The organism is Thalassotalea eurytherma (assembly GCF_030161415.1).
Taxonomy (GTDB): domain Bacteria; phylum Pseudomonadota; class Gammaproteobacteria; order Enterobacterales; family Alteromonadaceae; genus Thalassotalea_G; species Thalassotalea_G eurytherma.
Genome location: NZ_BSSU01000008.1, coordinates 16289 through 38059, shown reverse-complemented (window position 1 = coordinate 38059; position 21771 = coordinate 16289). Strand labels below are relative to the sequence as shown.

Sequence of the window (21771 nt, the reverse complement as noted above, 5' to 3'; positions counted from 1 at the left end):
CCTTTTAAAAATTAAATTTTTACTGCTGGAGTTGCACCTTGTATCCATTAATACGCAAAGTTCTGTTTCAATTTGATCCTGAAAAAATTCATGATTTTACTATCGGCTCTTTAAAGCACATGGGCCAAGCGCCACTTAGTTGGTTATACAAATCGCGTGTGCCAAATAAAGAAGTCGAAGTGATGGGGATTAAGTTTCCAAATCCAGTAGGTCTTGCGGCTGGTTTGGATAAAAATGGTGAGTGTATTAATGCGTTTACCGGTATGGGATTCGGTTTTGTTGAAGTTGGCACTGTAACGCCAAAGCCTCAACCTGGTAACGAGAAACTGCGTATTTTTAGATTGCCTCAAGCAAACGCAATTATTAACCGCATGGGTTTTAATAATAAAGGCGTCGATTATTTAGTTGAGCAGGTGCGTAAAGCAAATTTTGATGGTGTTGTTGGTATCAACATCGGTAAAAACAAGGTAACGCCAGAAGAGAATGCAAAAGACGATTACGTTTTTTGTATGCGCAAGGTATATGATGTAGCTAGTTACATCGCGATTAATATTTCATCACCGAATACACCGGGTTTACGCTCTTTGCAATATGGTGATGCCTTAAATGAATTGTTAGCTGAAATTAAAGCTGAGCAAGCAAAGCTTGCCGAACAATACGGTAAGTATGTGCCTGTAGCAGTGAAGATTGCTCCTGATTTAACTGAAGATGAAGTTAACTCTATTGCTCAGTGCCTAATTAATAATGATATTGATGGTGTGATTGCGACCAATACAACATTGGCTCGAGACAAAGTTGAACACCTAGAGCATGGTAATGAAATGGGCGGTTTGAGTGGTAAACCGGTAACCGATAAAAGTACCGAAGTTATCAAACAGCTAGCTAAAGCACTTGATGGTAAAATGCCAATTATTGGTGTCGGCGGCATTCATAGTGTAGAAGATGCTAAAGCAAAGATCGCTGCAGGCGCTTCACTTGTGCAACTTTACACAGGCTTTATTTACGAAGGTCCAGATCTTGTACGCAACATTGTAAAAAGTTTATAGATTTTAGTTTGTATAACGTAAATTAAAAGGGGCAATGTCGATGACATTGCCCCTTTTTTAATGGTCTATTTTATCTTACTCTTCAGCTGGTTTCTCAAAATCACCTGCTTTGAAGATATTGATTTCATTGGTTGCCATATGCTTAATAAACGCGGCTTTTACGTCATCTAACGTCAGCGTTGCTAATTTTTCGTCTAGCATAGGGTAGTACTCGATATCACGGTCAATTTGTTTGTTGGCAATTAACACATTCAAAATAGCGCTATCATTTGCCCAACGGCGTTTACGAGAATTAATAAACGACGACTTAGCCGTTTCAAACTCTTCTTCAGTAAAGCCATCAGCAACAACTTTTGCTAACTCTTCTTTGTATGCTGCAATAACATTATCCATGTTCTCTGGCGCTGAAATCGCATAACCCCAAACCATACCCGATTCATCGCGGTCACTAATACTAATGTTACCACCAACAGAATAGCTATAGCCCTCTTGTACACGAATTCGTTTACCTAAACGTGATGTGAATGGGCCACCACCAAAAATTTCTGCTGCGATTTTAGTTGCAAGGTAGTCATCATCAGCAGTTGTTAGGTTGGTTGCGTTAATGACATAAAGTTGAGCATTCGCTTTATCAGGCGTGTTATGGCTCACCGTTAAGCCATGGACATTTTTGTATGCCGTTGGCATGTATTGATATGGCGTGTCATTAACTAAGTGACCAACGGTGTCTTGCAATTTGCTTTCAATAGCTGCTTGGTCAACATTACCGACAACAGCAATATAGCCGTTAGCAATATTCATGTGCTTTTCAAATACTGACTTAATGCTGTCACCTTGCAATGCTTGTATTTCTGCAATGCTTTGATCAATGCCACGGTGCGCGCGAGGGTGACCTTCAGGGTAACTATTTAATGTTTCTCTAAAGCTATTGTTGGCAATCGCTGAAGGATCGGTGCGCTCAGATTCATAACCTGCAATTAATGTAGGTTTTAAAATATCTAATTCACTTTGTGAGAATGTAGCGTTAGATAGCATGTCTTTAACAAGGTCTAAGGTTGCATTCATATTGGCTGTATCGGTTTTGATGTTTACGCCAATACCGCTAGCTGATGCAGAAAAACGTACTGATGATTTTAACTCGTCGAGTTTACCAGCAATCTCTGCTTTATCCATACTCGTTGTGCCTAACGATAACATGGTCGATAGCACTTCAATTTCTGCTGCTTTGCCTTTTAATGTTTCCGGTGTACCGGTAGGGAAGGTCATATTGATAAGTACTTCATTACCACGAAGTTGTTTCGGGTAGAACATGAACTTCGTACCTTGTGGCCAAGTACTTTCAACTAAACGTGCCTTGATATTAGGTACATTGTTGTCGTAGTTCTCACCAGCAACGATACGTTCTTTTCCTTTGTAATCTTTAAGTAACTCGTCCATATCAGGTGCTTCAGGAATTTCAGCGCGCTGTGGTTTGTCTGTTGGTATAAAACGACCCAGCGTACGGTTACTTGAAATAAGGTAGGTTTGAGCAACGCGTTGCACGTCTTCTAGTGTTACTTCTGCAACTTGATCTCTGAAGAAAAAGGCATGTCGGTAATCACCTTTAGCAATATACTCAGATAAGTTCATGCCAATACCTGTAACGTTACGCATTGCTTGTTCTGCTTGTTTAGCAAACTTAGCTTTCGCCGCTTTTAATTCATCAGCGGTAATAGGGGTTGTTTCAATGTTTTCAGCAATATTTAATAGTGATTTTTCTAACTCAGTTGTATCTTTACCTTTTTCACCTTGTGCCAAGAAAATCATTTGAGAACTATCTTTAAGCATGAATGAAAAAGCAAATGCGCTACTTGAAATACCTGTTTCAACTAACTGCTTTTGCAAACGACCACGTTTGTCATCAGATAATATTTCCATTAATACTTCTAAAGCTGCAGCATCTTGATGTAAACCTGATGGTGCATGATACATTAAGCCAATATATGGTAAATCGCCGGTACGACGAAGGTTAACAACACGTTCACCGTCTTGGGTTGGTTCTTGAGTATATAATGCTTCTACTGGTGTTTGAGGTTGAGAAATTTTGCCAAAATGCTTATTAACCATTTCAATTGTTTTTTCTTCATCAAAACGGCCTGCGATGGTTAATACAGCGTTGTCAGGACGGTAATGCTTTTTATAAAAAGCACGTAATTTTGAAAACGGAAAATTCTCAACGTCAGAGCGTGCACCTATTGTTGAGTTACCGTAGTTGTGCCATAAATGGGCCATTGAAGACATACGTGACATCAAAATACGAACCGGGTTGTTTTCACCGCGTTCCATTTCATTTCTAACGACAGTCATTTCACTTTTTAACTCGTCTTCTGTGAAAGTAGCGTGAAGCATTCGATCAGCTTCCATACCAATAGACCAGTCTAGGTTTTCTTCATTTGATTCAAAAACCTCAAAATAGTTAGTTCTATCAAGCCACGTGGTAGCATTCGTTGCCATGCCACGTTTGGTAAACTCTTTATCAATTTCTTGATAGTTATCTGAGCCCTTAAATAACATATGCTCTAATAAGTGAGCCATGCCTGTTTCACCGTAGTTTTCATGTACTGAACCGACACGGTAGGTGATATTAACAAGTGTTTTAGGTTGGGCATCATCTTTAAATAGCAATACTTTTAAACCATTGTCCATGGTGTATTCGTTGATACCTTCAACGTTTCTAACGAAAGTCAACTTATGATTGGCTACATTCTCTACCACTGTTGGCGCTTGAGATTCTAGCGTTTGTGCCGTGCTGTTACATCCTGTTAAGTTTAATGCGATTGCTACAGCGAGCGAAATCCCACTTATTTTTATTGTATTCATTATTTTCCTTAAAGAGCCTTATTAAATGACAGCTATATGTTAATAAAAAGTTAACAACTATTAAAGTGTAAAATATTTGTTATAAAATAGGCGAACTTTTATCAAAACTTTATTAAAATAAACATTACTGTAATGATTTTTATATAAAATCTGCAACTAATTTATATTTTTATTAGTTTAAATAAAACTATACACAGGGAATTTATCAATGAAACAACAAATATTAGTAAAAAGTGTATTAGCACTTTTGGTAACAGGTGCCCTATCAACAGGTGTTATGGCAGCTAATACACCGAAAGGAGAAGACCTAGAAGGGCGCATGTATGGTGGTATCCATGCTTTATATTTAGATGCAGATAATGATAGAAAAGCGACGCCAGATGTTAACTCTACTATTTCTGATGCGAGCGGTGCTGGCTTAGAAGCGGGCTACCGTTTTTCACCCAAGTGGGAAGGTCGTCTTGCTTATACTGACCTAATGAGTGTTGACACTAAATCAAGTGCTTTTAGCGCAGACGATGGTTCAATGACATCTTTTGATATGCTTTATTTCCCAAGTGCTCAAAACTTTTATGGTCTTGGTGGTTTCAGTTTGATTGACTTAGAAAATGAAGAATTATCATTGAACCTTGGTGGTGGTTACCGCCATTACTTCAATGATCGTTTTGCCATGTACCTTGAAGGTGCAGGTCATTACCAGTTTGACGCTAATTTGAAAGATTTAACCGCGCAACTTGGTGTGATTTATTTCTTTGGTGGTAAAAGTAAATCGCCTGCTAAAGCTGCAGCGCCAGTAAAAGAAACAGCTGCAGTTACAACGGCTGCTGCAGTTGCTCCAAAGCCAGCAGTGAAAGATACAGACAAAGACGGGGTTGTTGATACTGATGATTTATGTGCAAATACACCAATGTCAGATAAAGTAGACAGTGAAGGTTGTACTATTTTTACTGAAAAAACTGCAACGTTAGAATTAGTGATTAATTTTGATAACAACAAGTCTGTTGTTAAAGATGAATACTATGGTGAACTTGCACGCGCCGCGAAATTTATGAGCACATATCCACATGTGAATTTAGTGATCGAAGGTCATACTTCAAGCAAGGGTAGTGCAGCATACAACAAAGCGCTATCACAAAAACGTGCTGATGCAGTGCGTAAAAAGCTTATCACGAACTTCAGTATTGATGCAGATCGTTTAACTGCTATAGGTTACGGTGAAGAGCGTTTACTTGATACGAGTGATACATCAGCAGCGGATACAACAAACCGTCGTATCCATGCAGTTGTTGAAACGCAAGTAAAAGAAGCTGTTAAACGCTAAAATTTTAACGGGTATTAACCTGTATTATATAGAAAAAAGCTAATGTCACAGGCGTTAGCTTTTTTTTCGTCTTATACTTTGTAAAGCATAAACATAAAGGAGTATTTAGATGACTAAGATGCTTAAATTAATGCTAATGAGCTGTTTAGCAAGCACTATGTTTACCACTGTCGTGCAGGCAAAAGATAAAACTGAGACTGTAGAAGTTGGTTTCGTGATTGGTTACAACGACAGTTTTGTTATAGATGGTCAGCGTGGTTCTAGTGTCGATTTTGATAGTGATTACAGCTACGGTTTTAATTTTGCTTACAACTTTACTAATCAATTCGCAATTGAATTTGATTGGCTGTTTGGCTCACAAGACTATCAATCATCATTAGTTGATGATGACGGTGAAGTGGTCGAACAAATAAATCATAAAGCGGATATTACCCATGCACAAATTCATGGTACTTATTATTTCAGCCCTGAAGACTTTTCGTTTTATGTTCAAGGTGGTGGCGGTTTTAGCTATATAGATTCAAATATTGTGTCTGGTCCACCGATTAATATTTGCTGGTGGGACCCTTGGTGGGGGTATATTTGCGAAGGTTTTAGTGATACCTATAGCGAAAATCAGTTTAGCTATAGTGCTACCTTTGGAGCGCGCTATAACATTGATAATAAATACTATTTACGCGCGAGTTATAGTCAAGTATGGTTTGATATAGACAACGCTAGCACAACAGATGTTGGTGTATATAAATTTGAAATTGGCAGTAGTTTTTAAAAAGGAAAAGTATGAAATCTATTTTGTTTTTTGATTCAATGTTGACGCCTAAAATCATTACCGCAGTGTATTGGTTGATATTGTTTGGATCTGCGATATCGGGCTTATCAGCAATGTTTGGTGATTCTGGTGAAGGCTTTTTCGCCGGGGTAGGTATCATATTAGCCGGCGCAATAGGTGGGAGAATTTGGTGTGAATTATTAATCGTACTCTTTAAAATTCACGAAAATCTACACCAAATCGCCCATCAAAAAACATCTTCATCAACGGAAGATGTCTGATAAGCTAATCAGTATGAACGTTAACCAAATACTTGCTTAACGTCATCACTTTTACAGCTAATTACCGTGACATTTTGATAACCTAAGCTGGTGAGTTGTTGGGCTGCAAAAGTCGCTCGTGCTCCTGAAGCACAGTGTAGATAGATTGGTAAATTTTCATCATTAAACTTAGCTAACATCGTTGGCTCAAGTACACCTCTTGCAATATGAATCGCCCCATTAACTGGCGAATTTTGGTGTTCAGTGGTTTCCCTCACGTCAATAAGTAACCCCTGGTTACTCTCAAGCTCTTGTTTTGCCGTTACTGCATCAACAACTCGTAGTTGTTTGCGTGCAGTTTTTACAAGTTCTGCTACTGTTTTTAACATCATGATTAACCTTGTTTAAAGCCAAGTTTTTTTAAGATGACCATCATAGGACACCATTTAGTAAAAGCACTTTGTAATAGGTTCAGCGCAATAAATGCAGTAAAAAATAACCAGTTGGGTGATACAAAGTGCGCTAATGCTAGCGACAATAAAAGAAAACTGCCGGCAATTAGGCGTAAGCCTTCATTAATAGTCATGTCTATGGTTTCCAAATAACATCAAATTAATAATAATTTAAATATTAGTGTTTGCTAATTTAGGTAAGTATAATATAATTTATAAAAATTAATCAAGTGAGACAATGATGAAATTTGATTCAAGCCAACTCGTTGAGAATGCCCAGCATGTCGCAAGCATCTTGAAGCAATTGGCTAATGTTAACCGTTTAATGATCTTATGCGCTATCTCGGCAGATGAGTTATCAGTATCAGAAATAAATGAACGAGTAGACCTCTCACAGTCTGCGCTATCTCAGCACTTGGCAAAGTTAAGGGAGGCTAGTTTAGTAAATACAAGAAGAGATTCTCAAACGATTTACTATTCACTGTCAGATCCTAAGTTGATCAATGTGATGAATGTTCTTTATGAAAATTACTGTCAGCAGAATGTAGAGAGTAAATAATGGCTGGCCATAACTTTATCAACGCATTATTGCAAAAGGTGTTAACAGGTAAGTTACCTTTATATTTACTAGTGACCTCTTTATTACTTGGTTTCGTTGCATTAAACGTAACGCCACGAGAAGAAGAGCCACAAATCGTTGTTCCGATGATCGATGTTGTTGTTCAGGCACAAGGACTTGATGCAAGGCAAGTAGAACGTTTAGTGACCACACCACTTGAGAAATTACTGTCGCAAATCAAGGGGGTTGAACATGTCTATTCAGCAACATCAAACAACCAAACGATTGTCACTCTGCGCTTTTATGTCGGACAATCAAGGCAAACATCATTATTTAATACCTACAATAAGCTCCATTCAAATTTAGATAAAATTCCATCAGTGGTTACAAACTGGATGGTTAGCCCAAATGAGGTTGATGATATTGCTATCGTTATGCTTGGTTTGTGGAGTGATAGCCCGGAATTAACGGATGATTTTCAACTTAAACGTTTAGCGCAAGAAATGTCGACTCAGCTGCAATCTATCGATGACACAAGTGTTGTAAATGTAGTTGGTGGTCGCAGTCGACATATAGAAATTTCCCTCTTTCCTGAAAAACTTGCAGCAAGACAAATGTCTGTTCAAGAAGTTATCGATGCGATTACGGTATCGAATGAATTGCGTGATCATGGCATCGTAAGTTTAGGTAACGAATCAGTCATTGTTGAAAGCGGCGATGTTTACCGGAGTCTTCAAGAGATTAAGCGCTCTCCGATTAAGGTTATTAATGGTGCTATCGTGCAGCTTCAAGATGTTGCCGATGTACGTGATGGTCCACATGAAGTTAATCATTACAGTACGATTGACTTTACGCAAAGCCATCGAGCATTTGCACAAGACCAGTCAGATTTCCCGTTAGTGACAATTTCTGTTGCCAAACAGCCAGGTACCAATGCAGTTAATGTCGCAAATCAAGTTCACGAATTAGTGGCAGAGCTTAAATCGACATTATTACCATCACATGTTCATATTGAAACGTTGCGAGATTATGGCCAAACAGCTAACGAGAAAGTTAATAATTTAACGACCTCCCTCATTTTTGCCGTTGTTACCGTTGTTATTTTTATTGGCGTCTTTCTTGGCTGGCGCGCAGCGCTTGTTGTTGGTTTAGCGGTTCCCGTTTGTTACGGATTTACACTAACATTAGATTATGCATTTGGTTATACAATTAACCGTGTGACGCTGTTTGCCTTAATACTATCGTTAGGCCTATTGGTTGACGATCCGATTACCGGCGTCGACAATATTTCACGCTTCATGAAAAAGCACCCTGAGCGCCCGTTAAAAGAAAATATTATTGCGGCGATTGTCGAGATCAAAACGCCATTACTTCTATCGACGTTAACCATTATTTTAGCGTTTATTCCGCTGGCTTTTATAACAGGCATGATGGGACCATACATGGCTCCAATGGCGTTTAACGTGCCTGTTAGTGTTATTCTTTCAACGTTAGTGGCGTTTTTAATTACGCCTTGGCTTGCACAAAAATTTCTTACCAAGCAAACGCTAGATACTCCTGATAATAGCCAAAGTAAATTTGAAACGGCTTATTACCGGTTTATGTCTCCGTTTATTGATAATAGAGCAAAAGGTAAACGTCTGCTGTGGTTAGTGCTTGGCTTATTTATTGTTGCCGCGTTACTACCAACGCTCAGATTGGTGCCATTAAAACTACTGCCATTTGATAACAAAAACGAACTGCAAATTCTAATTGAAATGCCTGAAAGCGCTTCACTAGAGCAAACGCATGCAATGTCGAAGCAAGTGAGCGATATAGTTAAAACGGTACCAGAAGTGAAAGCCGTTGCAAGTTACGTTGGTATTAGTTCGCCAATCGACTTTAACGGTATGGTGAGACAATATTACATGCGTAATCAGCCATATCAGGCAGAGCTTAGACTCTTATTAGTGAATAAAACCAAACGTGTTCATTATTCTCACGATGTGTTGCTAAGGTTACGCGCGTTATTAGCATCACTACAAGATGAAAACCTGCATATTAAAGTGGTAGAGGTACCACCAGGTCCCCCAGTCTTAAGTACCTTTGTTGCTGAGGTTTATGGTGATCAGTACACGCCATACAACGATATTCAAAAAGCTGCGATAAATGTAGCGAAACGTTTGGCAAGGGAGCCTCATGTTGTTGAAGTGGATACCAATATTATCAGCGATACGCAAAGTTACCGTTTTGTTGTTGATAAATCGAAAGCTGCGCTATCTGGTGTTTCAACACAAGACGTTAATCAAACAATAGCTGTCGCTACTGCCGGTATGCCTATTGGTGTATATCAGCAAGCAGATGACGCGAAAGAAATTCCAATTGTCTTGAAAATGGATGCCTCGCAACGCAGTCAGCTTAGTGATCTTGAAAGATTCTTGTTAAAAGGCAGAGCTGGCATTGTTGAAAGCCAATCTGAATTAGGTTTTGAGGATAGCCCGCAAGCCATTGTCTCGATGGCTGAAATAGGCGAGTTTATTCCAGTTACTCAGCAGGGCGCTATTTTCCATAAAAACTTAAAGCCTGTTGTTTATGTTAATGCTGAAATCTCGGGTAGGACTCCACCAGAAATTGTCGCAGACCTTAGTGCCGATAGAGTTAAAAATTACAAACCGAGTGATGACTTAGCATCAACATCCGAACATTGGCAAAGCAGAACCTTCTTTACTTCTGGCGGTAATGATTATTGGTCGGTGCCAGATAATATAGATGTTGTCTTTTCTGGAGAAGGAGAGTGGAGCATTACCATCAGCGTATTTAGAGATATGGGTTTAGCTTTTATGTTTGCGTTAGTTGGTATTTATTTTGTCTTGCGCATACAAACAAAATCAGTCGCACTATCGCTAATTATTATGTCTTCAATTCCGTTAACGATTATCGGCATTATGCCAGGGTTTTGGTTGTTAAATCAGTTAGGTGTGCGAGAGATTGCTGGCGCGCCAGAGCCTGTATTATTTACCGCGACTGCCATGATCGGCATGATCGCGCTTTCTGGCATCGTCGTGCGAAATTCACTGATATTAGTTGAGTTTATCAGTCAGGCTCGCTTGGCTGGGTTATCAATTAAAGCGTCGGTATTAAAAGCTGGCGCTGTAAGAATGCGCCCTGTATTACTAACGGCGGGCACAACGCTCCTAGGTAATATTGTTATTACCTTAGATCCTGTTTTTAGTGGTTTAGCCATTGCGATTATCTTCGGCATCATCGCATCAACACTGTTTACATTAATTGTCGTTCCGATTGTATATCACTTAGTTTTTAATGATGAAAACACGCAACCACAAATTGCCGAACCAACCATTGCAGACGAACAACACCGCTAGGAAACTATCATGAATAAGTTTTTATCATCTACCTATTTAAAACCGTTCGTCGCTATGATTATTTTAGCGGTGAGCATCGCGTGGTTGGCAGGCGCTTTTAATGACAAAATGCCAGCATCTTCGCGAAAACATACACAAGTAACTGGTGCGCAGCCATTACTGGTGGAACCTTCAATTGTAACACGCACAGAGCAAATCGCAGCGACTATTAGCCCGCTACAAGACACCGTAATTTCAGCTCGGATTCTTGCTCGGATTTCTCAAATCCACGTCAGGGCTGGCGATCGAGTAGAGCAAGGTCAATTATTAGTTAGCCTAGAGCAATCAGAGCTTAAAGCCCGTGTAGCACAGCTTAAACAACAAAAGAACGCGGTAACGGCAAGACTATCTGAAGCGAAAAAGCTGCTTGCACGTGCAGTAGAATTGCATGAAAAAAGTTTGCTCTCAACACAAGAGTTAGATAAATCTCAAGCAAATTTTGATGCCTTGTCTGCCGATGAATCAGCTGCTCAGGAATCTTTAAATCAAGCACAAACTAATTTGTCTTTCGCACAACTTAGCGCGCCTATTTTTGGCGTTGTTATTGAGCGCTTGGCTGAACCTGGTAATACTGCACAACCAGGCACGCCATTGCTCAGCATTTACAACCCCAATAGCCTGCAAGTAGAGGCATACATCCGTGAGCAACTGGTGATCGGTCTTAAGCTTGGTGATAAGCTTCAAGTGGCTATCCCAAGTATCAATCTTAATACCAGCGCACAAATTACTGAGATAGTGCCTGCGGCCAATATTGGCGCCCGAAGTTTCTTAGTTAAAGCCAGCGTTGATTCAAGCGTTGAGTTGATGCCCGGTATGTTTGCCAAGGTGCTTGTGTCAACGCATAAAGAAAATATCGTTAAAATACCTGAGAACTACATCCAACGTGTTGGCCAATTAACGATTGTGACGGTTCAAACCGACAACTCGCTCAGTCGACGTTTTGTTCGCCTAGGTCAAACGGATGAGTTGGGTGACATTGAAATCATTTCAGGGCTGATGGCAGGGGAAACGATAGTTTTACCTACTAAAAGTTAAATTAAGTCGATTAGCGCTTTATCCTCAATATTAAGCTAGGTAAAATAGCGCGCAATTGTTTGTAATAAAGATCTAATCACTATGTTTGAATTGAAGTACCAAACACCGTTTTCATGGACTGAAGCGGTGCTTGCCGATTTCCCTCGTTTCCTTCAAGACCATGCTGCAGCTGAGAAAAAAGCCTCAGGTATGGCTGTTTCTATGTTGTCACATTACCCTGATCGTAAAAAATTAGTACGCGCTATGGCTGACTTAGCCATTGAAGAGCTTATTCACTTCAAACAAGTGCTAAAGCTTATGCAGGCTGAAGATATTATGCTTGCCAATGACGAAAAAGATATGTACATCAAAAAAATTCGTACGTTATTTCGTCATGGTCAAGACGTGTTTTTCTTAGATAGATTATTGGTCGCGGGTGTTATTGAAGCGCGTGGACATGAGCGTTTTGCACTCGTCGCCGAAGCGCTTCCCGCAGGAAAAGAAAAAGATTTCTACGTGGCAATTGCTAAGTCAGAAGAAAAACACAAGAACCTCTTTGTTGAGCTTGCTTATGAGTATTTTGATAAAGCTGAAGTAGACGCGCGTTTAGAAGAAATTCTTGATTTTGAAGCTGAACTTTGTGCAAGCTTGCCGCATCGTGCCGCGTTGCACTAAGCGTCTAAATGCCGTCTAAACAGCAACTAAAGAAAAGAAAAAAGTACCTTGCGCAATATGCCGAGCCTATTGTTCATACTATTGCCAAGGTCAGTAAAGTATTTGAAAACGTTACTCTAAAAAACGCGCTTGTTATTCCCGCATACCAAGAAAATGCTGAATTTGTTTCCCGCATCAGCCAAAGTGCATTAGTCGAACAACAAGCCGCCTTTGTTATCGTCATTAATCAACCTGAACATGATGTCGATAAATTACCGCAACAAACATTATTTTCAGCGTTGTTAAAGTTAGGTGAGCTATTCACCGAGCAAGACGATGTATATGTCATCAAGTTGCCAAACAGCCAATCGTTTATTTTTGTTGTTGACGGTTTTACTTCGCCAATTCCAAGTGATCAGGGTGTAGGTCTTGCACGTAAAATTGGCTGTGATCTAGTGATAGCATTAGCCGAACACGAAATATTTAACGGTAGCGTGTTTGGTTCAAGTGATGCAGATGCCTACCTATCAGATAACTACTTTAACGCGTTAACTACGGCATATCAGAAAAATAATGCCTTATCTGCTGTTTGTTTTAACTTTGTTCATCAATTCAATCAAGCAAAAGTGCCGACAGCACTTGAACAAACAACCTTAGCGGCTACACAGCAATATGAATCAGCATTACGTTATTACGTAGATGGTTTACGCTATGCTGGATCACGTTTTAATTTCTTTACCATCGGTAGTATTTTGGCGATTAGCACGTCTGCTTATGTCGACGTTAGAGGCTTTGTTAAAAAGTCTGCAGGCGAAGATTTTTATACCTTAAATAAATTAGCAAAAGTCGGTGATGTAGCGTTTTTGGAAGACGAACACATTGTCTTAACGCCAAGGCTATCAACGCGTGTACCCTTTGGAACTGGCCCTGCGGTAAAAGACATCATCGCGTTAAACCAGCAAAACAGGCCATATAGTTATTACCACTACCAATGCTTTAGTGAATTAAAATATGCATTAACGCAGTTAGATGAGCTATTAAAAAATATTGCGCAGCAGCCGAGTAAAAACACATTAATAGTACTTAGTGACTGGCAACATAGACTAAGTGAAATTTGCCTGCAGGCGTTTAATGATATTGGTTTTAGTGCCTTTTTAGAAAAGCAACTTAAGCAATACCAAGGCAACGATAAGCAGTTAAAAAATCAAGTAAATGACTGGTTTGACGCCTTTAAAACATTAAAGTTTATTCATGCGATTAGAGCTCTCGCTTATCCTGATATTCCGTTAAAAGATGCGCTAAGCCAGGCGCCATTTCGTCAATAGATTAAGCGTCTTCATCGACGTAGCCCTGCGCGCTTTCTTTACATTGCTTCAACAGCACGGAGAACTCTTCGATACTTCTGTCTAATGCCGTCGATGGAATCATCAAATGAAAACCGAAAGCCTGTTGTAAGTTAGCACTTTGGTAAAGAAATTCTGCAATTGGCCCCTTAATCAAACCATATGCCGATTTATAAGGCTGAAAACGTAACGTTATCTGTTCAACGCTTAATAGGCCATGCTGCACTGCGAGAATAAGCAACGGTCTTTGTTCATGAATGAGTTTATTGGCAAGTCGAGGAGTGATCGCTTCTGCAAATTTGTCCAATTCCTCTAACCTAATCCCAACATAAGGCAATGTCTGCTGTTCAATACCTCGTGAAGTCGTCACTGGTGCTATATATCTTATATCTGACCAAGCAAGTTGCCATTGGCCACATCTATGTTGATAGACAACGGCTTGAGGCGAAATCTCAAAGCTACATTTAGGTTCAATATGTTTCGTGATACCTGTCACCAAAACGACAACAGAGACTAAGGTTAAAAAAATAAGAACAAGCTTCGCTTCTGACCACAAATAATTACTCAGGAGCAAGCAAATCAATAACATAACACAGCCTAGCACCGTGATAAAAAGGCTATGACGTGTCGCATTTGAATGAATTTTAATCGATTGAGTCATGAAAATCTTATAAGTGAATGGCTATCTATCACTAAACTGAATTTAGCGTTCTAAACGTGCCTTGCTATACTTTACCTATGTCATTATCAAGGAGTGTAGTATGACACATTATGAATCATCAACAGACGATATTGCCCAAGATACCGCTAAATTATTGGCTGTGTTAAGTTATTTTACGATAGTTGGGTGGTTAATCAGCCTGTTTTGTTATGGCAAAAATCGATGCCCACTTTTGCGTTTTCACTTGCGCCAATCGCTTGGTTTAATCTTATGTTTTGCAATTGCTAGCTTTATTCCTTTAGTTGGCTGGCTAGCGACTATCGTTCTGTTTGTCTATTGGTGTATTGCAATTTGGCAAGCCTACCATCAGTCTAAATCACCATTGCCATATGTTGGTGACAACTTTCAACGCTATTTTAACTTTATTGATTGAATCTTAATCAAGCCTTTACCTATCTTCAAAAAGCGAACCCAGTATAGCTAAAAATACCTAGTCATCTTAGTGCGGGTGTGATTAAATTTATTGATAATTTAAGCTATAAGGTATTTGTGTGATCTATTTATATCCTGCTAACAAAATGGAGCATTTGTTAGCGCTTTACCTCAAAATTCAGCACATCGATCCGCTTCCCATTTTTGAAAAAGAAACCTTAGTTGTACAAAATGCTGGTATGCAGCATTGGTTAAGTATGACGTTAGCGCAATCGCGCAAAATTAGCTTTAATTTTAGTTACGCGTTACCTGCTCAGTTCCTTTGGAAGTTAGCTAGAACAGTAGCTGGTGAAGAAAACGTGCCTGATGAAACGCTTTTCTCTAGAGAGGTGCTGAGTTGGCGGATTTTGGCGTTGTTAAGTAGTGACAGCATCACCCAAGACCCTGATTTTGAGCAAGTCACTCAGTTTTGGCGCGGTGAAAAATCGACTTCATTGCAACAACAAAGGTGTTATCAATTAGCGTGTCAGTTGGCTGACCTATATGAGCAATATTTAATCTACCGACCACAATGGGTATCGGCGTGGAATAATAACGACCAAAATATTTTTGATGAGCAAACAACATCATCGGCAAAATCGTTGATGCGTTGGCAGGCTAAACTTTGGCAACTTTTAACGATTGACGAAAGCTATGATCCGCAAAAGTTTATAAAACTGGCGATTGATAACCTACCTAACAATCTCGATAAGCTTCCCAAACGTATCGCTTTTTTTGGCATTAATGCGATGGCACCTTTGTGGTTAGATTTTATTAATGCCTTAAGCAAACATACTCAAGTACATTTTTTCCATTTAAACCCTTGTGCAGACTATTGGGGTGATATTCAAAGTGAGAAACAAGTATTTAAGCAGATGGATAACTGGTTGGCGCAAGATGAAATAGCACAACTTGTTACTAATCCATTGCTGGCAAACTTAGGTGAACAAGGCAAAGAGTTTTTAAGTTTGTTGCAAAACTACTCAACGATAAATATTGACGCATATGATGATACAAGGGTCGCTATTGAAGCGGAAAATTTAACGGTACTTAGGCAAGTACAGCGCGATATTCTTACGCTCGATGATGCTCGACAAACGCCACGCCCTGCTATAGATAACTCAATTACGATTACGCGTGCGCATAGTGCAATGCGAGAAATTCAAGGGCTTCATGATTGGCTTTTACATCAATTTAATGATGATCCCAGTTTAACCCCTAAAGACGTGCTCGTGATGTGTCCTGAAGTTGAGCACTATGCACCGTATGTCAATGCGGTTTTCAGTCGAGGCTGGCAAGAGCTAGCAGATGATATACCGCCACTTCCATGCTCTATTGCTGATCGGGTATCGAAAAATGCAGAACCTATTGTTGCCGCCTTTATTGAATTACTGAGGTTGCCTGACAGCCGTTTTCACGTGAGCCAAATTCTGGCATTTTTACGCGTTGAACAAGTTAAATTAAAATTTGGTTTAGATGACGACGATATAGATAAAGTGAGCAATTGGCTGGAAAGGGCTTGCGTACATTGGGGCCTTGATGAAAATCACAAAGCCGATATCTTAGGTATACAACAAACAAACGATCATTTTACTTGGCATCAAGCGTTATCTAGGCTCATTCGAGGCTTTGCGTATCAAGACGAAGACGTAGTTTTTAAAGATCAATTGTTGTTAAGCCAAGTAGAAGGGCAAGACGCAGTATTATTGGGCAAGTTGATGCATGTTATGTCGCTTATGAAATCCCATAGCCAAGCGCTTGCAAAGCCCAAATATGCCGAAGGCTGGTCAACTTATCTACATCAATTTGTTGATGATTTTTTCCAAGAGCAGGAGCAGAGCAAATTACTGATCCTAAAAGATGCGATTAATTTATTAGCACAATACACCCAAGATGCTCAATTTAGTGACACCGTTTCATTAGCGGTTGTCCAAAGCTTCTTGTTAAATCACTTCAGTGTGCCAGATCCCGGTCGTCAGTTTATGATTGGCCAAGTCACCTTTTGCTCTATGGTGCCTATGCGCAGTATACCGTTTAAAATTATTGCCGTGCTTGGCTTAAACGACGGCGAATTTCCGCGCCAACGACAACCGCTCAGCTACGATTTAATGGCCCAAACGCCTTTTAAAATCGGTGATAGATCAAGGCGAGGTGATGATCGCTACCTATTTTTAGAAGCAATTGTGTCGGCACGTCAAAATCTTTATTTAAGTTATCAAGGCAATAGTTTAAAAAATAATGCTGAAAAACAACCATCATTAGTGCTCAAAGAGTTAATGGACTATTTAAGTCAAGGGTATGGCTGGCAGCTGTTTGATGAGGCTAAAGATATTAGACAGTTACCGATGCAACCGTTTGCCCCTGAGAACTATATCGGAAGCATGGCCAGTTTTGATACAAAATGGTTTGCTTTAGGTCAATCAACACAGCAACCGAATGATCAAGCAGAGAATCCAAATCAACTTGCTAAATTACCCATTGAACTAACCGAGATCAAAATTGATCTCGACGAGCTGATTAGTTTCTTTGAGCACCCAGCTAAATACTTTGCTAGACATCACCTTAATTTGTACCTAGGGAGCAAACAACAGCTACCTGAAGATATCGAGCCTTTTGAAGTCAGTCGTCTTGATGCATACCAATATCGCCAGGCGTTACTTGAACACTATGTTGAGAGTAATGGCGAAGATCAAGGCGTTGCTGAACAGCTCTATACCAAACAAAGATTGAGTAATCGTTTACCTGACTTGCCGTCGACTAGCATTGACGTAGAACGTTGGCAGCAAGATGTCGACGCATTTTATCAGGCGCTGCAAGAACAGGGACTATCCCAAAGTAAACGGCTTGATATCGAGTTTATCAGTGAAGTATCAATAAATAGCGACGCAAAGCTCAAAGTTACGCTGACTGGTCAGGCACAACTGCTTGAAGATCAGGCGCTTGTGTACCGCGCAAGTGAGCCTAAACCTAAAGATATGCTGCGCTTGCTGTTAACTCAATGTATGTTGCAATCTGGCAATGTGAGTGAACATCAACAAGCCCAGCACGTAAAGGTTAACCAAACGCGGGGAATTTACTTTAATACTAAAACACAAAGCATTGAACAATATGATTGCCAGCAACAAGCTAATGGTTATGAAATATTATGCGAATTAACGGCGCTTTATGTCATGGGGCAACAACAACCATTGTTAATCAATTTGCCCCTTGCTGAGCTTGTTAAAAAGTCTAAGTCGTTTGATCAACACGCATTTGAAGATTTTTGGCATGATAGTACTTTGTTTAAATCGTTTAGTGATGATGAATATATGCAGTACTTTTGGCCAACACCGCCTGATATCGAATCTTTACCCGAAGGTCTCGCTACTGTAGCAAGTCACTTAAGCTTGGTGACAAAACAAAAGAAAGCAAGGAGTAAGCGCTAATGGAAGCTCGTTTACTTGACGCTACATCGGTACCTCTGCACGGCTTACATTTAATTGAAGCCAGTGCCGGTACAGGTAAAACCTATAATATCACCCGTTTATATTTGCGATTATTGCTCGAAAGAAAGCTGACTGTTGAACAAATTCTTGTGATGACATTCACGAAAGATGCGACGCAAGAGCTTAAAGGTCGTATTGATGACACGCTAAGAGATGCCCTGCAAAATTGGGATGTCTTGATAGTAGATGACGAGTTTTTCCAAAGTTTATCGGTAAATATTGCACCGCAAGAAGCTAAATTAGTACTACAGAGGGCGCTTTTATTTATTGATGAAGCCGCGATATTCACCATTCATGGTTTTTGTCAGCGCGTGTTAAATCAATATGCCTTCAATGCAAAAATTTCATTAGATGCAGCGTTAAGTCCTGATATGCAAACGCCTTTATTACAAGGCGCACAAGATTGGTATCGACAGCTTGCCAAAGCTGATGAAAAGGCATTTTTAGCACTCGCTCAGTTTTGGTCGACACCTGAAAAGTTCGTTGATAATTTCGCTAAAGCCATCTTACAAAACATGCCGATTAAGCGTATTAGCGTTGATGCAGTCAAAGCCAAGTTTGTCGCATTAGTTAGACAAGCAATAGACGATCTTGAACAACATCATGCATTGTTAACTGAACATTTGATTGACAGTAAGAAAGGAAAAGATCGACAAACACGCGTTCAAGAGTTAGAAGCGCTGAATGCCTGGCTAGCGTCTATATTGCCAGATTTTGAACAGGCTTATACTACTATGCCTGGATCTTTTGCCGATGGTCGAAGATACGCTCGTTCAAAAGTTAAAGCTGAATTGGTTGAGGCATTTTCTCATGTTAATGAGATTAAAACGCAGCAAGCGAAACTTGGCCAACACATTGATAAAGCCAACGCTTATCTTATTGTTGAACAAGGGATTGCGACTATTAAGGCGTTAATGACCGCAGAGAAAGCACAGCAAAACATCTTAGGTTTTGATGACTTGGTCGAAAAACTTGCAAGCTGTGTGAAAGACGATGAATCATTAGCTAGCCAGCTTTATCACGACTATCCGGTTGCTCTTATTGATGAATTTCAAGACACCGATAGTGCTCAGTACACGATAGTAAATGAAATTTACCGCCAACGAGACCAAGCTTGTGTGTTTATGATTGGTGATCCTAAACAAGCGATATATGGTTTTCGTGGAGGTGATGTCTTTGCCTATTTGAATGCTCGTGAGCAATGTCAGTATCAATGGGTGATGGATACAAACTGGCGCTCTAGTAAAGGTATGATTCAAGCCTATAACCGACTATTTTATGGCAACGATATCGACAGCACGCCCGTTGATGTTTTCAACTTTAATATCGACTATTTGCCGGTAAAACCGTCTGTTAAAGCCAAAGCCGAATTGCACTGTCAACAAGCCTTTAAACCGCTACAAATCGTCGACTTTGTCAGTGATGATAAAGTTAAACAAAGTGTACGAGGGCAAATGGCAAATTGGTGTGCCAATGAAATGCGCCGTTTACTTGATGAACAATCACAATTAAGTGCGAAGGACTTTGCTGTACTTGTTAGAGATTCGCTCGAAGCTAATCAAGTTAAACAAGCGCTGTTAGCGATTGGCTTGCCTTCTGTTTTCTTAAGTAACCGTGATAATTTATTTCAATCTATAGAAGCACAACAATTACTAACTTTATTGAAGGGCATAATAGAGCTTGAAAATGAAAGTTTGTATAGCAATGCGTTAACTACCATGTTTTTAGGGTATGGTCCGCAAGCCTTTTTAGCATTGCAACATGACGAGCTTGGTTGGCAAAGCCAGAAACAGGCGTTTGAAACATTGCGTGATTTGTGGCTAAGCCAAGGCTTTATGCCAATGGCACTGACCTTATTGCATGATCATTTTACACTTACTGATGATAACCGAGACAGAACGCTGACTAATGTTTTGCATCTCTTTGAAGTGCTTCAAGAAGCAAGTAGCGCGCAAAGGCTACCTCAAGAGCTGTTGTTTTGGTTTGAGCAACAACTTATCAGCAATACAGCTGTGGGTGAAGCTGAGTTACGATTAGAGTCAGACGCTAATTTAATTAAAATTGTTACGCAACATGGCTCAAAAGGGCTCGAGTATCCCGTTGTCTTTGTCCCGTTTGCGACACGTTATAAAAATCCGTTACGTGTAGGGTCTCGACAAGTCAGTTTAATTGAGTACCACGACGAACATGGTGGTAAAGAAACCAGTTTAGGTGGCGATGAAAGCCAACGAGCAGCCATGTTAGTTGAAGCCCATGCAGAAGCAGTTCGGTTACTTTATGTTGCTATTACGCGCGCCGAGCAACGTTGTTATTTACTTACGGCTAATTTTGACAGTGCCGCGACTTCTCCACTAGGTTTAACCTTGAACATGTCAGCTGACGACGCGTTATCTTCGAAACTAGCAGCATTAGCCAATGAGGAACCTACTATTGGTTACCATGCTACTGAGTTTGGTTTGGATTACGTTGATGACTATCAACCGATAAATGAAGGTAACATAACGCAGGAAGCTCAAGTCGCTAAATTTAACGGTAAAATAGAGCGTGATTGGTGGTTAAGCTCTTTCACCGCGTTAAGCCGAAACATGCGACATCAAGGCATTTCGGCGCCTGACCGTGACGAAGTTGATATCGACGAACAAGTCACTTCCCAAGAGCCGAATATTCGTTTTACCTTAACTAAAGGTGCCCAAGCCGGTAATTTATTGCATGAAATGCTTGAATATAATCGCTTTGACGCGCCACAGTGGCTTGAAAGTCTTGCTAAAAACCAGAAGCGCTTCCAAGACATCATGCAAGAAACACAGCATGGCGAATTGGCTGAGTGGCTGGATGATATCGTCAGTACACCACTTAATCACCAGAATGCTGAGCATTTTAGTTTAGGCGCATTGGCTCATGAACAAACATTACGCGAATGTGAGTTTTATTTTCCAATGGAGCAAGCTAAATTGTCAGGTTTGATCCAGATATTAACTGACCATCGAAAACAAAATCCGCATCGCGCAACGCCCTATAATAAACAAGTGTACTTGCCCTATGTCAAACAGCTAAAAGGCATGATGCACGGCTTTATCGACTTAGTGTTTGAGCACGAAGGTAAGTATTACGTCTGTGATTATAAGTCGAGCCATTTGGGCGATAATTATCAAGACTATCAGCTCGCCAATATTGCTGAGCATGTTGAAACACACCATTATGATTTACAGTATTTAATTTATAGTTTGGCACTGCATCGTTATTTGTCTAACCAATTACCAGACTATGACATTGCTGAGCATTTTGGTGGTGTGTATTATCTTTACTTACGCGGTATGACTGCGAGTACAGGTGCAAGTGCAGTTCCAAGTCCAAGTGCGCAGGGCACAGGTGTTTATACTCGAAAGATTGAAGCGACTGAACTTCAAGCGCTAGATGATGTATTTGCTGGCAAAGTGAGTGACATTGCTAAACAGTTAACGGTTGGAGGTTAAACA

The 21771-nt window shown here is 40.1% G+C and carries 16 protein-coding genes; 12 read left to right on the top strand and 4 right to left on the bottom strand.

Annotated features, from left to right (window positions below; translation table 11 throughout):
• Positions 1-38 precede the first annotated feature (38 nt).
• Positions 39-1046 (top strand): quinone-dependent dihydroorotate dehydrogenase, encoded by a 1008-nt coding sequence (pyrD, locus tag QQK02_RS08595; RefSeq protein ID WP_284207590.1) that lies wholly within the window; start codon positions 39-41, stop codon positions 1044-1046.
• 75 nt (positions 1047-1121) lie between these two features.
• Here pyrD and QQK02_RS08590 read toward each other — a convergent pair whose 3' ends face one another.
• Positions 1122-3905 carry a M16 family metallopeptidase gene (locus QQK02_RS08590; RefSeq protein WP_284207589.1) on the bottom strand — a complete coding sequence of 928 codons (2784 nt, stop codon included), beginning with the start codon at positions 3903-3905 and terminating at the stop codon, positions 1122-1124.
• Positions 3906-4113: 208 nt separating this feature from the next.
• On the opposite strand from QQK02_RS08590, the gene QQK02_RS08585 reads away from it, so the two are divergent.
• The 3 genes from QQK02_RS08585 to QQK02_RS08575 all read left to right on the top strand — a co-directional run bounded on the left by QQK02_RS08585 (position 4114) and on the right by QQK02_RS08575 (position 6276).
• Positions 4114-5226 carry an OmpA family protein gene (locus QQK02_RS08585; protein ID WP_284207588.1) on the top strand — a complete coding sequence of 371 codons (1113 nt, stop codon included), beginning with the start codon at positions 4114-4116 and terminating at the stop codon, positions 5224-5226.
• A gap of 109 nt (positions 5227-5335) precedes the next feature.
• Complete coding sequence (locus QQK02_RS08580) at positions 5336-5995, top strand: outer membrane beta-barrel protein (protein WP_284207587.1); 660 nt, start codon at positions 5336-5338, stop codon at positions 5993-5995.
• 11 nt (positions 5996-6006) lie between these two features.
• Positions 6007-6276: a DUF4282 domain-containing protein gene (locus QQK02_RS08575; protein WP_284207586.1), complete on the top strand. Its 270-nt coding sequence runs from the start codon at positions 6007-6009 to the stop codon at positions 6274-6276.
• A gap of 20 nt (positions 6277-6296) precedes the next feature.
• On the opposite strand, the gene QQK02_RS08570 is transcribed toward QQK02_RS08575, so the two are convergent.
• On the bottom strand, positions 6297-6644 hold the full coding sequence (locus tag QQK02_RS08570) for a rhodanese-like domain-containing protein (RefSeq protein WP_284207753.1): 348 nt from the start codon (positions 6642-6644) through the stop codon (positions 6297-6299).
• A 5-nt stretch (positions 6645-6649) separates the two neighbouring features.
• A complete protein-coding gene (locus QQK02_RS08565) occupies positions 6650-6841 on the bottom strand; it encodes a YgaP family membrane protein (RefSeq protein WP_284207585.1) in 192 nt (63 codons plus the stop codon).
• A 104-nt stretch (positions 6842-6945) separates the two neighbouring features.
• Here QQK02_RS08565 and QQK02_RS08560 point away from each other — a divergent pair, with 104 nt between their 5' ends.
• From QQK02_RS08560 to QQK02_RS08540, 5 genes are all read left to right on the top strand, one after another.
• On the top strand, positions 6946-7266 hold the full coding sequence (locus QQK02_RS08560) for an ArsR/SmtB family transcription factor (protein ID WP_322790602.1): 321 nt from the start codon (positions 6946-6948) through the stop codon (positions 7264-7266).
• Positions 7266-10628: an efflux RND transporter permease subunit gene (locus QQK02_RS08555; RefSeq protein ID WP_284207584.1), complete on the top strand. Its 3363-nt coding sequence runs from the start codon at positions 7266-7268 to the stop codon at positions 10626-10628. The genes QQK02_RS08560 and QQK02_RS08555 overlap by 1 nt, the downstream gene beginning before the upstream one ends.
• A gap of 9 nt (positions 10629-10637) precedes the next feature.
• Positions 10638-11702, top strand: a complete 1065-nt coding sequence (locus QQK02_RS08550) for an efflux RND transporter periplasmic adaptor subunit (RefSeq protein ID WP_284207583.1) — start codon at positions 10638-10640, stop codon at positions 11700-11702.
• Positions 11703-11783: 81 nt separating this feature from the next.
• Complete coding sequence (gene miaE, locus QQK02_RS08545; protein WP_284207582.1) at positions 11784-12356, top strand: tRNA-(ms[2]io[6]A)-hydroxylase; 573 nt, start codon at positions 11784-11786, stop codon at positions 12354-12356.
• Between the two features lie 8 nt (positions 12357-12364).
• Entirely contained in the window at positions 12365-13660 is a 1296-nt protein-coding gene (locus tag QQK02_RS08540; protein WP_284207581.1) for a glycosyltransferase family protein, read from the top strand.
• A 1-nt stretch (position 13661) separates the two neighbouring features.
• Here QQK02_RS08540 and QQK02_RS08535 read toward each other — a convergent pair whose 3' ends face one another.
• Complete coding sequence (locus QQK02_RS08535) at positions 13662-14339, bottom strand: DUF2982 domain-containing protein (RefSeq protein WP_284207580.1); 678 nt, start codon at positions 14337-14339, stop codon at positions 13662-13664.
• Positions 14340-14439: 100 nt separating this feature from the next.
• Here QQK02_RS08535 and QQK02_RS08530 point away from each other — a divergent pair, with 100 nt between their 5' ends.
• The 3 genes from QQK02_RS08530 to recB all read left to right on the top strand — a co-directional run bounded on the left by QQK02_RS08530 (position 14440) and on the right by recB (position 21768).
• Positions 14440-14772: a DUF4870 domain-containing protein gene (locus tag QQK02_RS08530; protein ID WP_284207579.1), complete on the top strand. Its 333-nt coding sequence runs from the start codon at positions 14440-14442 to the stop codon at positions 14770-14772.
• A gap of 118 nt (positions 14773-14890) precedes the next feature.
• Entirely contained in the window at positions 14891-18235 is a 3345-nt protein-coding gene (recC, locus tag QQK02_RS08525) for an exodeoxyribonuclease V subunit gamma (RefSeq protein ID WP_284207578.1), read from the top strand.
• Positions 18235-21768: an exodeoxyribonuclease V subunit beta gene (gene recB, locus QQK02_RS08520; RefSeq protein WP_284207577.1), complete on the top strand. Its 3534-nt coding sequence runs from the start codon at positions 18235-18237 to the stop codon at positions 21766-21768. Before recC ends, recB begins: the two co-directional genes overlap by 1 nt.
• The last annotated feature ends 3 nt before the right edge of the window (positions 21769-21771 follow it).